The 12,218-nt window shown below is 49.8% G+C and carries 13 protein-coding genes; 4 read left to right on the top strand and 9 right to left on the bottom strand.

All coding sequences use genetic code 11. The annotated features are described in order from the left end of the window. Positions 1-9: 9 nt before the first annotated feature. The 9 genes from DYP60_RS09495 to hpt form a co-directional block, all read right to left on the bottom strand. On the bottom strand, positions 10-843 hold the full coding sequence (locus tag DYP60_RS09495) for an MBL fold metallo-hydrolase (RefSeq protein ID WP_117330765.1): 834 nt from the start codon (positions 841-843) through the stop codon (positions 10-12). Beyond that, on the bottom strand, positions 840-1,715 hold the full coding sequence (locus tag DYP60_RS09500; RefSeq protein ID WP_117330766.1) for an ATP-binding protein: 876 nt from the start codon (positions 1,713-1,715) through the stop codon (positions 840-842). The genes DYP60_RS09495 and DYP60_RS09500 overlap by 4 nt, the downstream gene beginning before the upstream one ends. Further along, positions 1,687-2,580, bottom strand: coding sequence for a nucleotide-binding protein (locus DYP60_RS09505; protein WP_117330767.1), 894 nt, complete (start codon positions 2,578-2,580; stop codon positions 1,687-1,689). Before DYP60_RS09505 ends, DYP60_RS09500 begins: the two co-directional genes overlap by 29 nt. Then, positions 2,546-2,908 (bottom strand): NifB/NifX family molybdenum-iron cluster-binding protein, encoded by a 363-nt coding sequence (locus DYP60_RS09510; RefSeq protein WP_117330768.1) that lies wholly within the window; start codon positions 2,906-2,908, stop codon positions 2,546-2,548. Before DYP60_RS09510 ends, DYP60_RS09505 begins: the two co-directional genes overlap by 35 nt. Beyond that, positions 2,905-3,288, bottom strand: coding sequence for a DUF134 domain-containing protein (locus DYP60_RS09515; RefSeq protein WP_117330769.1), 384 nt, complete (start codon positions 3,286-3,288; stop codon positions 2,905-2,907). Before DYP60_RS09515 ends, DYP60_RS09510 begins: the two co-directional genes overlap by 4 nt. An 8-nt stretch (positions 3,289-3,296) precedes the next feature. Continuing rightward, positions 3,297-3,545 (bottom strand): DUF5320 domain-containing protein, encoded by a 249-nt coding sequence (locus DYP60_RS09520; protein ID WP_117330770.1) that lies wholly within the window; start codon positions 3,543-3,545, stop codon positions 3,297-3,299. 171 nt (positions 3,546-3,716) lie between these two features. Further along, positions 3,717-4,988: an adenylosuccinate synthase gene (locus tag DYP60_RS09525; protein WP_117330771.1), complete on the bottom strand. Its 1,272-nt coding sequence runs from the start codon at positions 4,986-4,988 to the stop codon at positions 3,717-3,719. Further along, positions 4,985-5,545 (bottom strand): phosphoribosyltransferase, encoded by a 561-nt coding sequence (locus DYP60_RS09530; RefSeq protein WP_117330772.1) that lies wholly within the window; start codon positions 5,543-5,545, stop codon positions 4,985-4,987. Before DYP60_RS09530 ends, DYP60_RS09525 begins: the two co-directional genes overlap by 4 nt. Before the next feature lie 14 nt (positions 5,546-5,559). Beyond that, positions 5,560-6,117: a hypoxanthine phosphoribosyltransferase gene (gene hpt / locus DYP60_RS09535; protein WP_117330773.1), complete on the bottom strand. Its 558-nt coding sequence runs from the start codon at positions 6,115-6,117 to the stop codon at positions 5,560-5,562. A gap of 188 nt (positions 6,118-6,305) precedes the next feature. Here hpt and DYP60_RS09540 point away from each other — a divergent pair, with 188 nt between their 5' ends. The 4 genes from DYP60_RS09540 (at position 6,306) to pheT (ending at position 12,202) form a co-directional block, all read left to right on the top strand. Next, entirely contained in the window at positions 6,306-6,821 is a 516-nt protein-coding gene (locus DYP60_RS09540) for a flavin reductase (RefSeq protein ID WP_117330774.1), read from the top strand. A 75-nt stretch (positions 6,822-6,896) separates the two neighbouring features. Next, positions 6,897-8,882: an alpha-ketoacid dehydrogenase subunit alpha/beta gene (locus tag DYP60_RS09545; RefSeq protein ID WP_117330775.1), complete on the top strand. Its 1,986-nt coding sequence runs from the start codon at positions 6,897-6,899 to the stop codon at positions 8,880-8,882. A gap of 87 nt (positions 8,883-8,969) precedes the next feature. After that, entirely contained in the window at positions 8,970-10,508 is a 1,539-nt protein-coding gene (gene pheS, locus DYP60_RS09550) for a phenylalanine--tRNA ligase subunit alpha (RefSeq protein WP_117330776.1), read from the top strand. Next, positions 10,508-12,202: a phenylalanine--tRNA ligase subunit beta gene (gene pheT / locus DYP60_RS09555; protein WP_117330777.1), complete on the top strand. Its 1,695-nt coding sequence runs from the start codon at positions 10,508-10,510 to the stop codon at positions 12,200-12,202. The genes pheS and pheT overlap by 1 nt, the downstream gene beginning before the upstream one ends. Positions 12,203-12,218: the final 16 nt, after the last annotated feature.

Raw genomic sequence — 12,218 nt, forward strand, 5'->3', positions numbered from 1 at the left:
GTATTACTCCTAATATGTCGGGAATTCGAGAACGTCTCCTCCTGCAAGGTAATGGATGGCATCCCCCATCTTTTCCTTGAGGTAGGCATAGTTTTCCTTACCTGTGCAGTGACAGGTATAGAATATTGCTTTACTTTCCAAAAGAATGGCTGCAATCTGGTCGAGCACCTCTGGGTCCTCAGGTTTGCCTGTTCGGTGGTTGTAGAGGTGGAAGCCTCCGATTACCCGGGTAGGGTAGTGACCGAATTCTGTGTGGAAGGCATCCAGGATATTCACAATCCCGCGGTGCGAGCAACCGCTCACCAGGACGTGTTCATTTTCTTCCTTGATCGCCAGATACTGTTCGTGAGTGAATGAGTCCACAGTGTATGTATCTCCCGATTGCTTGAACAGGCTCTTGTTCCCTGTGGGGATAAAGCGCTCACCTTCCACCTTACTGAACAGGAATATTCCTTCAGCTACCGGGGTGAGTGCAGAGGTAAAAAGGATTCGGTTATTTCTCAGCAAGTCTTGGTCGACTCCAATATAGTGGTAATCTCCTTCACTCCGTTCGGAGAAGAAAGGCCCGAAGGCCTCCTTTCTGGCATACAGCGGGGCGGTGTGATTCAAGCTGAAAAATGATTTGATCCCCCCTCCATGGTCATAGTGGCCGTGGCTGAGGATGGCAAGGTCAACCTGTTTCAGATCAACCCCAAGCTTTTCTGCATTGTCTGCAAACAAGGCGCTTGCTCCTGTATCGAAGAGCATGGTTTTCTGGTTCCCTTCGATATAGAGACTTAACCCGTGCTCCGATCCAAGATTTGTATTTCTGGTGGTATTCTCCACCAATGTGGTTATTTTCATATGTGAATACGCTCCTTCATCAACTGTAAGGTGTTCTCATAGATGGTCCTAATCGCCCCAGCTCCGAGGCTTTCTATTTCGACCAACGTCTTGCCCCTATTGATTGCTGCGGTTGCCATCTTGTCGTAGGGAATCTTTCCAAGGAACGGTATTCCTTCTTTATAACAGTATACCTCTATTTCTGCACTTTTGCGCTCATTGGTATCATATTTATTTACAATAACAGCAACTGGTACTTGTAATTGTCTGGCACTCGCAATCACCCTCTTCAAGTCAGAGAGCCCACTGAGTGAAGGTTCTGCAACCATAAGAGCCAAATCGACCCCACTCAAGGAGGCAATTACCGGGCATCCGATGCCGGGACTGCCGTCAAGAATTGCGACTTCATGCTCACTACCCACTTCCTTCAGTTGGTTTTTTACCTCACTGACCAGTTTCCCGGTATTGCCACTGCCCATCAGAAGCGTTGCGGTAGAGAATACCTCATTGTTTCGCTTCAGAAGCTTCAGATCGCCAACTTTTGCTTCTTCGCTGTGTATTGCCTCCACCGGGCAGACATGAGTGCAGTAGTTGCATCCTTCACAGGCAATAGGAATGATTCTGTAAGGATTCCCTGGCTTGATGGCGTCAAAGCGACACACCTCATAGCACTTGTTGCAATTGATGCAGAGATCAGGGTCGATGACTGCCTTTGGTAATCCCCTGTAGTCTCTCTTCTGCTCTTGTTCATAGGAGCCCATCACCAGATGAAGATTTGGTGCATCTGTGTCGCAATCGGCGTAGGCTTTTGCTTCACTGAGTTTGATGAACGCACTGGCAACAGTGGTCTTGCCTGTTCCTCCCTTACCGCTGAGGATCAGAATCTGATGCATGCCTGGCCTCCTTGGTTATTGCTTCCAGCAGTTCTTTGAAATAGGTGTGATAGTGCTCATCTTCCTCGACGGCTAGATGCCCGTCACTGGAGAGAAGTGCCAAATGCTCGTCGTAGGGTAAGGAACCAATAATCTTGAGTCCGTGTTCTTTTGCGTAGATTTCGCTGGGGTTCTCCCCCTCCTGGGTCTTGTTCAAGAGCACTGCAGAGGGTTTCCCCATAAGGGTGACCAGCTCATGGGCCATCGCCAGGTTGTGCGCCCCAAAAATGGTTGGTTCAGCAACCAAGAGGCAGAAGTCAGCGTTGCCTACTGTCTCAGTTACCAAGCATCCGCTACCGGGAGGGCTGTCAATGATAACAAGGTCAGTGGACTGTTCTCTCATGAGAGCCTTGATGATAGGGACTGCAGAACTTTCCCCTATTTTCATCTCCCCAGAGAGGAAGGTTATTCCATTCTTCCGTCCTCGTTTTACAATACCCAATGGGCGCTGCTCTTCACGGAGTGCACCTTTCGGACAGATATATGTACACAGTCCACAGGAGTGACAGATCTCATCGAAGATCAGGAGATTTTTCCCTATAAGTGCCAAGGCGTTGAACGCACAAGCATCCACACATGTGCGGCAACCGTCGCAAAGATCCTGGTTCACCACTGGTTTGGGTTCGGTAACGACGTATTCCCCCACAATGGTTGGTTTGATAAAGATATGCCCGTTTGGTTCTTCCGTGTCGCAATCGATGTAGGTTGCGTTTGCTGCCACAGCGGCAAGGTTTACCGATACCAGGGTTTTTCCGGTACCTCCCTTGCCACTGAGAACTGCGATGGTAGCCTTAGTGCCCATGATGAAATCCAGGATGTACCTCATTCAGGGATGAGAGCTTCCCTTCCAGGAAGTTTGCAATAGTGTCGGCGATACTCAGGTTCGGTGCCTTGAGCATGCTGATGTTTGCTGCACTCAATACGTTTGAAGCATTCTCTCCCAAGCGGAAGGTGATCAAGCTGTCAATCTTCTGGTCAGCCAGAAATTGTGCAGCTTGGATACCTGCTCCCCCTGGTGCCTCAGCTGCTTTGTTATCCAAAAATGTACTTGTCTCTTTCTCTGTATCATAGAGGCAATACACGGGAGCTCGTCCAAACGAGACACAAATGGCGCTGTCCAAGCTCTTTTCTTCTGCAGGTACGGCTATAATCATTCTGGTATATCTCCTTGTCGGTGTTGGTGGTGACCCCGGCCCATTCTGCAACCACGACCACAGCCGTAACGATGGGGACCACTATGGTCATTCAGGTGGTACTCTCCACCTTCAATGAAGAGCAGTTTGCCCTCCACCAGTGACTCTGCCAGTTTTCTTCTGGCACTTTCATAGATGCCTTGGACGGTAGTCCTGGCAACATTCATCTGCCCAGCGCACATCTCCTGGGTCAATCCTTCTTGGTCGATGAGCCGTATGGTTTCATACTCATCAACGGTCATGATAATAGAGGGGGTCTCATCCAAGGGGGCCCCAAGGGGCCCGTACTTGGTGTTTTGGGGAAGTGCACAGACATTTCTCCATTTGCGTGGACGGGGCATGGCTCCTCCTATTCGTTGCTCTCTTTCATCTGAGCATCAATTCGTTTGAGTTCTTCCTCAAGCATGCGCTTGCGCTCAGCAAGGGAAACAGGAGCGACGGGAGGTGCGTACATTCCCCAGCCGAGACCTCGGCCATATCCTGCCCCGCGACCCATTCCGTAGCCATAGCCAACTCCAGCTCCGCCACGGCAGTATCCCATGCCTCTTCCAGTCATTGGTCCGTAGCCCATAGGGCCTGTTCCATTTCTTCTTGGCATATCATGACTCCTTAAGTATAATAATTGTTATCGACATATGTCAGTAACTATCTGTACTATACTAAGGTTATCGGCATATGTCAATAACTTTTGAAGATATTTGTATCATTGTTGAAACACCAAGAAAAGACCCTTCGGTATGAAGGGCCTTTGGTACAACTGAAATGCTGTCTACATGATGATAATCTGGTCGCGCTCAGGTCCAACCGAGATGAACTTGATCGGTGCACCTACCAACTCTGCAAGACGCTTGCAGTAGTTTTGTGCATTCCGTGGAAGGTCGTCCCAGGTGCGTGCACCGCTGGTGTCACTCATCCAGCCATCGTACTCTTCATAGATTGGCTCGGCAATTTCCTGCTGAGCTGTCTCCGGCAGGTAGTTGATGACCTCTCCGTTTACCCGGTACCCCGTGCATACCTTGATCTTCTCGAATCCATCAAGGACGTCAAGTTTGGTAAGGGCAAGGGAGGTGAAGCCGTTGATCCAGCAAGAAAATTCGGTGGCAACTGCATCAAACCACCCACAACGGCGAGGGCGACCGGTCGTTGCACCATATTCACCACCAACCGAGCGCAGTTTCTCTGCGTTTTCATCAAACAATTCAGTCATGAATGGGCCACCACCAACACTGGTTGAGTAGACCTTGGTCACCCCAATGACCTCGTCGATCCTGCTTGGTCCGAGACCGCTCCCAATTGCTGCCCCACCCGAGGTAGGACTGCTGCTTGTGGTGTAGGGATAGATACCCCAGTCAAGGTCTCGCATGACACCCAGCTGACCTTCAAGAAGAATCTTACTACCCTCTTTATACGCCTGTCGTACCACAGGAAGGGTGTCGATAATCTTGGCTCCGTAGGTTTCCTTCCACTTCATGCAGAGCTCCATGATTTCATCTACGGTGTACGCTTTCAAGCCAAAGTAGGCAAGTTCACGATTCTTCTGGGGGAGTGCCATTTCAATGCGATTCCTGAGACGGTCCGCATCGAGGAGATCTGCAGCTCTGATACCACTGCGGGCGGCTTTGTCGCTGTAACACGGCCCAATACCACGCTTGGTTGTACCGATCTGCATCTTTGCACTCTTGGATTGCTCCTGTGCACCATCGAGTGCTCTGTGGTAAGGCATGATCAAATGGGCACGTACGTCGATGAACAGATTGTCCACTGGTACGCCCTTGGATGTAAGGGTCTCCAGTTCTTCGCTCATGGTCTCGAAATTGACCACCGTCCCTGCTCCAACAATATTCATCGTCTCGGGATTGAAGATACCTGAAGGAATGATATGCAGGGCAAACTTGCCCTTGTCGTTGATGACAGTATGCCCTGCGTTGTCTCCGCCTTGGAAGCGGATGACCAAATCGGAGTTCACTGCCAAATAGTCTACAATGCGGCCTTTGCCTTCATCGCCCCACTGGGCTCCTACAATTGAAGTAACGTTACTCATTGGTATAACTCCTTGCCTTCTTTTTTCAAATGATCAAGCATCAGTCTCTCTTTTTCCGTATGGCTCTCGATGTCATCAGCATCCCAGGGATACTTGATCCACACATCATCCAGATTAAGACCGACGAAGTACCGTTTGATTTCCGCGGGGAACTCGACATCCTTTTCCTTGATCTTGTTATGGAGAACTAGGACTGCGATTTCCTCGGGCTTGTACTTCAGCAACTCACCAATACAGTATGCCAGTGTGGCTCTTGTATCATCAACCTCATCGATGAGAAGTACTTTTTTGCCAACCAGCTGGGATTGCACTTCGTCAATCCATTGGATTTTTGTTGGGTGTTCTCTGTGTTTGTTGTCGATGCCGTAATAGGAAATTCCCACAGCATAAATCGGACGATTAATGAAGGTCTTGATAATTCTTGCAGGAATGTAGCCCCCGCTTCCGATTGCAACGATTACATCGGGATCATACCCTGATTCAAGCAACTCTTTGCTGAGTTTCTTTACCAGCTTATGTACCGAATTGTAACTGACATAGAACTTGTTGTCGTCCATTTCTCTCTCCTTGGTTAAGCTTGCGGGTACATCTCTGCGATGTAGGGGAGGGTCCTGTGTTTTTCATTGTAATCCAAGCCGTATCCAACAACCCAGACATCAGGGATGGTGAAACCAATGTAGTCAATCTCGACAGGGAGGATGTGCCTGTCAGGTTTATCCAGAAGGACTGCAGTCTTTACAGACTTGGGATTTCTTGTTTTGAAGTTTCGGATGAGGTAATCCAATGTGTTTCCACTGTCAAGTATGTCCTCGATGATCAGGACATCCTTGTCTTCCATATTCTCCCTGGTATCCATCAGAAGTCGGACATTCCCACTGTGGTCGCCATGGTAAGAAGAGAGAGCTATGAAGTCCACTACGTGTTTTACATTGAGCTTTCTTGCTAAATCTGCGATAAAAATAAAAGAACCCTTGAGTACTCCTACAAGGATCAAATCACTTTCAGCATCGGCATAGTCACTGCTGATTTGGCGGGCCAGTTCATCGACCCTTCTATTGATGGTGTCGGCATCGATGAGAACACGAGCGAGATCCTCTGTCAAAGCAGGGATAGCGAGGGAATCTTTCATTGGGCCTCCTCAATGCAACAGTCGAACTGTTGAAACATGTACTGCATGTAAGTAGGCATATACGAAAAAGCGTGGAGTGTCAATGTTTGAAAAGGGGTGTCCATGAGCTCCTTACTGTCAAGAGTTTTTGCTACTTGACGGCACTCTTGCTGTACAGCTACACTAAAAGTGCAGATTAGGAGGTCACCATGTATGTTGATGTTCCTGTAGAAGTTTTGCAAATGAATCCCTTTACAGCAATCGGAACAGATGGATTCCTGGTAACAGCGGGAACTCCTGAACATTTCAACACTATGACAGCATCCTGGGGTACGATGGGCGTACTGTGGGGACGGAATGTTGTAGTCCTGTACGTACGAAAGAGCCGATACACCCATCAATTCCTTGACGAGAGCGATGGTTTTACCGTTTCTTTCTTCCCCCCAGAGATGAAGGAGAAATTGCTCTGGTGCGGTGCTCACAGCGGCCGTGAATATGATAAGGTCAGTATAACCGGATTGCAACCAACCTTTATTCCTTCTGTAAAAGGTGGAGAACGTGTAACCTTTAAGGAAGCTTCGTTGGTCTTTTCTTGTACAAAGGCTGCTACCATGGATATGCAGAGTGACCAATTCCTGCTCGATGAGATCAAGGAGTTTTATCAAGGTGGCGATTTGCATACCGTATATATTGGATTTGTTGACAACATCCTCTCCAACCAATAGGATGGGAAGACTATAAAAGGCGAGGCTTAGGCCAGCTTTTACAGGCAGGACTGCATATCCTGCCGGGGAGCATTCATGGATCTTTCTACACAACAGGCGCAACAAGCGCTCTCTATTATGGTGCGATCACGCCATTTCGAGGAACAGATTGACGAATTATTCGAACGAAAAGAGATGCATGGTACCACCCACCTGTCCATTGGACAGGAGGCCTGCCAGGCAGGGTTAGCTCTAGCTTTACAGCCAGGAGACTGGATTGTCCCCACGCATCGTTGCCATGGGCATACTCTTGCCAGGGGGACCAGCGAACGTCGTATGTTCAGTGAAATGTTCGGTTCCTCCGATGGCATTTGCAAAGGGCTCGGAGGGTCTATGCACATGACTGATGTGGAGACTTGGAATACCGGGTCCTCTGCGGTTGTCGGGAGTGGGGTCAACCTGGCAGTAGGCATAGGGTTTGCCTTGAAGATGCAGAAGAGCCAAGCGCTCAGTGTTGCCATCTTTGGGGACGGGGCATCGAGCCGGGGTGCATTACATGAAAGTATGAACCTAGCGTCGGTCTGGTCTCTCCCTGTGCTGTTTTTTTGTGAAAACAACAACTATAGCATGAGTGCAGCTGCCTCAAGAATGGTTTCCACCACCTCCATTGCCCGGCGTGCGGAGGGCTATTCCATACCGCATGCAACTGTAGATGGCAATGACATCGAGGCTGTCTACAAGGCCTGTAAACTTGCAGTGGAAACGATTCGGTCCACTTCTAAGCCATACTTCTTGGAACTCAAGACATACCGCTGTTGCGGACACTCAAAAAGTGATGCCCGTGTGTATCGTGACCACCAAGAAGAGGCCTTGTGGGCAGCAAGGGATCCTATCTTCCTGTTTACCCGTTCTCTGGTAAAAAGCGCCTTGTTCAGTGAGGAAGAAGTCTCCCATATTATTCTCGATAGCCGTAAGCGCGTGGATGACGCGCTAATCGATGCGCTCTCGGTACGTGATCAAAGGATCAGCATGGACAAGGCAATGGAGTACCTCTTTGCAGAAGAAGATGAAGAGCTGTACAAGGGTTGTAAGACCACCAGCCGCATCAGCTATCGGGATGCTATCAGGGAAGCACTTGATGAGGAGATGTCCCGTGACACGGCAGTCCATCTTATCGGGGAGGATATCAGCCTCTATGGGGGATGCTTCCGAGTGACGGGAGATCTCTACAAGAAACATCCACAGCAGATGCATGAGACTCCAGTCAGTGAGGAAGCGTTCACTGGACTGGCAGTAGGAGCAGCTACGTTGGGAGTTCGCCCCGTTGTGGAGATCATGTATGGGGACTTTTCCACCCTTGCAAGCGATCCAATGATAAATCATGCTGCGAAAATTCGGTTCATGAGTGCAGGACAGCTCTCCTGTCCGATGGTCTTGAGGGCTCCCATCGGAAGTGGGACGGGCCACGGTGCACAGCATACCCAGTGTCTGGAAGCTATGTTCGCAAATATTCCAGGTCTCATCATCGTGGCTCCTTCCTGTCCAGGGGATGCCAAAGCCTTGCTCAAAAGTGCCATCAGGAGCAACAATCCAGTGCTCTATTTCGAACACAAGCACCTCTACAATAATCTTGGTCCGGTAGGTGATGATTCCTATCTTATGCCGCTTGGAAAGGCGGTAGTCAAGAAACGAGGCCGCGATGTCACCATTGTAGCCTACAGCCATGCAGTGCAAACTTGCTTGGATGCGGCAACGGTGTTGAGCCTACAGGATGAAATCGATACAGAGGTCGTTGATCTGGCTACGCTCAAACCCATGGATGGGAATACCATCCGTCAATCAGTACGGAAAACAGGAAGACTGTTGGTGGTGCATGACAGCCCTGAGTTCGGGGGCTATGGAGCAGAAGTTGTTTCCCAAGTGACGAGTGATCCCGAGAGCTTTGCTTCTTTGAAGGTATCTCCGATGCGCTTATGTGGGAAGGAGAGTCCAATCCCCTTTGCCCTTGAGTTGGAAAAAGAAGCGATTCCTTCCAAGGAAGATGTGGTTGCTGCTGTTCGCTCACTTTTCTCTACGCTATAGCCTTTCCTTTTTTTTCTGATACCGCTAGAATAGTAACCACTTGCGCCGCAGACTTCTGCGGCGCTCATGTACAGGAGTGAGAACAGCATGGAAATTGATGTAAAGAACCTGCATCCGCTGGAAGTCCGCCTACTTAGGCATGTGGCGCTGGGTGAACCCATTACCGCCGGCCGCATTGTGGACGAACTTGGCTACAAAGTGGGGCAGTGCAACCAGGCGTTCAGCTGGTTGAGCGCAAAGGGTTATCTGGTCGAGAAAAGTCGCGAAAGCCGCGTCTTGTATGAACTGACAGAATTCGGAAGGGAGCAAGCAGAGAAAGGGACTCCCACCCAGCGTATCTTTGCATTTATCAAGGCTGAGGGGCCTCATGCACTTCCTGAGATCGCCTCAGCCTTGTCACTGGACAAGAGTGAAGTGGGCTCAGCCTTTGGCCAGCTTTCCAAAGCTCATTGTGTTCGGATGAATGATGAGAACAAAGCCCAATCCATCGCTGACGAACTCAGTGGTGAGTTCCTTCTTACTGCCAATCTTTTGCAAAAAGGTTTGAAGGGTGACCTTGATGAGTCTGCTTTGGATGCAGATGAAAAGAAGGCAATGGGCAGAATTGCAAAGAAACGCGGTGCCGCATCCTCACCCTTCAAGGTCATTGAGCGGGAAGAAATCGTCTACGAATTGACCGAAGAAGGTGCACAGGCCAAAGAAGCAGTCCTGAAAGCGAACATCACTGGAGAGGAACTTGGTTCTCTCACCCCAGAGATGCTTGCCAGCGGAAGCTGGAAAGAAGGTACGTTTAGACCCTACGGCTTGAATGCCCCCACCAGTCGCTTGATCCCCGGCCGTCACAATCCCTACGGCAACTACCTCCAGTGGGTGAAAGACAAGCTCTGCAGTCTCGGCTTTGAGGAATTCGATGGTTCTCTCGTGGAGAATGAGTTCTGGAATGGTGATGCTCTGTTCATGCCACAGTTTCACAGTGCCCGTGACATCCATGATGTCTACTACATAAAAGACCCGGTGCACTGCAAAGAGATTGAAGAACCTTGGCTTAGCCAGGTTGCCAAGACCCATGAAGATGGTTGGAAGACCGGTAGCCGTGGTTGGCGCTACAAGTTTGACCATGAATTCACCCGTCGCCAAGTGCTTCGCAGCCAAGGTACGGTACTCAGTGCACGCCAGTTGCCCAAGGCGAAAATCCCGGGTAAATATTTTGGTGTTGCCCGCTGTTTCCGCTATGACCAGGTTGATGCCACCCATGGTGCTGATTTCTACCAGACCGAGGGCATCGTTCTGGGAAACGATGTAAATCTGAAGACGCTGTTGGGCTTGCTGAAAATGTTTGCCGAAGAAATTGCTGGAGCTGAGGAAGTGAAATACGTTCCTGGTTACTTCCCCTTCACTGAACCTTCAATTGAAGTGCATATCAAGCATCCTGTGTTGGGATGGTTCGAACTTGGAGGCAGTGGCATTTTCCGCCCTGAAGTTACCAAGGCACTCGGTATTGATGTGCCGGTGCTTGCATGGGGGCTCGGTATCGACCGAATGGCCTTGATGCATCTTGGACTGAATGACCTCAGGGAGCTCTTTACTCCGAACATCGAGTCGGTCCGCACGAGGAGGGGGAACTAATGCCAAAGATTGAAACTACCGGCAGGTTGTTCTACAACTTGCTTGGAAAAACCATAGACGATGAGCAGCTGGAGGAAGTTTTTCCAGTCGCCAAGGCTGAACTGGATGGTCATGAGGATGATCTCCTGAAGATTGAGTTGAACGACACCAACCGTCCAGACCTCTGGTCTGCAGCTGGCATTGCACGTCAGCTCAAAGCCTACTGGGGTAAGGAAGCTCCACTCTATGATTTCTTCTCTACAGCTGAAGAAACCTTCGACAGCGAGGGAAGGGAACTTATCATAGATGCCTCAGCAAAGGAAGTGAGACCGTACTCAATTGGCTTCGCTGCAAAAGGGCACAAGGTAAGTGAGGATGAGCTGGAAGCGTTGATCCAGAGCCAGGAAAAGCTCTGTTCCAACTTCGGAAGAAAACGCAAGACGATTGCAATTGGAATCTACCGTTCCAATTTAATCACCTACCCGGTGCACTACCGCGGGGCGGACCCTGATACAACCAAATTCATCCCGCTTGGCATGGATAGGGAACTCACCTTGAGGGAGATTTGCAGTGAGCACCCGAAGGGAAAAGAGTATGGCCCGATTGTAAGCGACAGCAAAGTATTTCCCTATCTCCACGATGACAAGGGAGAGACACTGAGTTTCCCCCCTGTCATCAACAGCGCCCATATCGGAGCTGTTGAGGTAGGGGATGAGAACCTGTTTCTTGAACTCAGTGGAACAGACCTCCATGATCTCTTGCTAACAGCCTCCATTCTTGCCTGTGATATGTCTGACCTAGGCTATGAGATTCTTCCCGTGAAGGTCTCTTTCCCTGAGGAGACAGAGTTTGGGAGGGAAATAACGGTTCCCTACTACTTCCAGGAGCCCATTTCCTGCACGCTCAGTCAGGTTCACAAGACCCTTGGTGAGCCAATGAGTGGAGATGATGCAGTTGCAGCACTGAAGCGGATGGGCATATATGCTATCTATGATGAGGATACCATCTGGGCAACCGTCCCTGAGTGGAGAAATGACTTCCTGCATCCGGTCGACTTGGTCGAGGATATCATGATCGGCTATGGACTGGGAAACTTCCAGCCTGAAATGCCTCAGGATTTTACCGTTGGACGACTCAGCCCGGCAGAGGAACTGGGACGAAAGGTCAAGGACTTGATGGTGGGCCTTGGATTCCAGGAGATGATGTACAACTACCTTGGTTCCAAACGAGAATACGTGGACAACATGCGATTTCCTGCTGAAAAGTGCATCTTCATCTCCAATCCGATGAGTGAGAACTATGAGGTGGTACGACCCTCGGTTATTCCTTCCCTGTTGGAGAGTGAGAGCGTCAGCGCTCATGCTCCCTTCCCGCACAAGATCTTCGAGGTGGGCAAGATCGCCTTCCTTGATGAGAAAGAGAACAGTGGAACCACAACCAGGAATAGTCTGGGGTTCCTCGCCAGTGACAGCGTGATGGGTTACAACGAGGTTTCCTCAATTGTGAACACCCTGTTCTATTTCCTTGGCAAGGAGTATCAACTCTCAGCATTGGAAGGTGATGGTCGGTTTATCCCAGGACGTTGTGCCAGGATCATGCTTGGTGAACAAGATGTCGGGGTCTTTGGAGAAATCCATCCCGCAGTTCTGGAGAACTGGGGAAGTCAAACCCCCACCATTGCCTGTGAGGTAGACCTGGATCTGTTGATGAACTAACAATAGTACGAGAGAT

The sequence above is a fragment of the Sphaerochaeta halotolerans genome, from assembly GCF_003429665.1.
Taxonomy (GTDB): Bacteria; Spirochaetota; Spirochaetia; order Sphaerochaetales; family Sphaerochaetaceae; genus Sphaerochaeta; species Sphaerochaeta halotolerans.

Excerpts from the sequence above, each read along its gene's own strand:
- DYP60_RS09495 (WP_117330765.1), bottom strand. The coding sequence starts at position 843 with ATGAAAATAACCACATTGGTGGAGAATACCACCAGAAATACAAATCTT.
- DYP60_RS09500 (WP_117330766.1), bottom strand. The coding sequence starts at position 1,715 with ATGCATCAGATTCTGATCCTCAGCGGTAAGGGAGGAACAGGCAAGACC.
- DYP60_RS09505 (WP_117330767.1), bottom strand. The coding sequence starts at position 2,580 with ATGAGGTACATCCTGGATTTCATCATGGGCACTAAGGCTACCATCGCA.
- DYP60_RS09510 (WP_117330768.1), bottom strand. The coding sequence starts at position 2,908 with ATGATTATAGCCGTACCTGCAGAAGAAAAGAGCTTGGACAGCGCCATT.
- DYP60_RS09515 (WP_117330769.1), bottom strand. The coding sequence starts at position 3,288 with ATGCCCCGTCCACGCAAATGGAGAAATGTCTGTGCACTTCCCCAAAAC.
- DYP60_RS09520 (WP_117330770.1), bottom strand. The coding sequence starts at position 3,545 with ATGCCAAGAAGAAATGGAACAGGCCCTATGGGCTACGGACCAATGACT.
- DYP60_RS09525 (WP_117330771.1), bottom strand. The coding sequence starts at position 4,988 with ATGAGTAACGTTACTTCAATTGTAGGAGCCCAGTGGGGCGATGAAGGC.
- DYP60_RS09530 (WP_117330772.1), bottom strand. The coding sequence starts at position 5,545 with ATGGACGACAACAAGTTCTATGTCAGTTACAATTCGGTACATAAGCTG.
- hpt (WP_117330773.1), bottom strand. The coding sequence starts at position 6,117 with ATGAAAGATTCCCTCGCTATCCCTGCTTTGACAGAGGATCTCGCTCGT.
- DYP60_RS09540 (WP_117330774.1), top strand. The coding sequence starts at position 6,306 with ATGTATGTTGATGTTCCTGTAGAAGTTTTGCAAATGAATCCCTTTACA.
- DYP60_RS09545 (WP_117330775.1), top strand. The coding sequence starts at position 6,897 with ATGGATCTTTCTACACAACAGGCGCAACAAGCGCTCTCTATTATGGTG.
- pheS (WP_117330776.1), top strand. The coding sequence starts at position 8,970 with ATGGAAATTGATGTAAAGAACCTGCATCCGCTGGAAGTCCGCCTACTT.
- pheT (WP_117330777.1), top strand. The coding sequence starts at position 10,508 with ATGCCAAAGATTGAAACTACCGGCAGGTTGTTCTACAACTTGCTTGGA.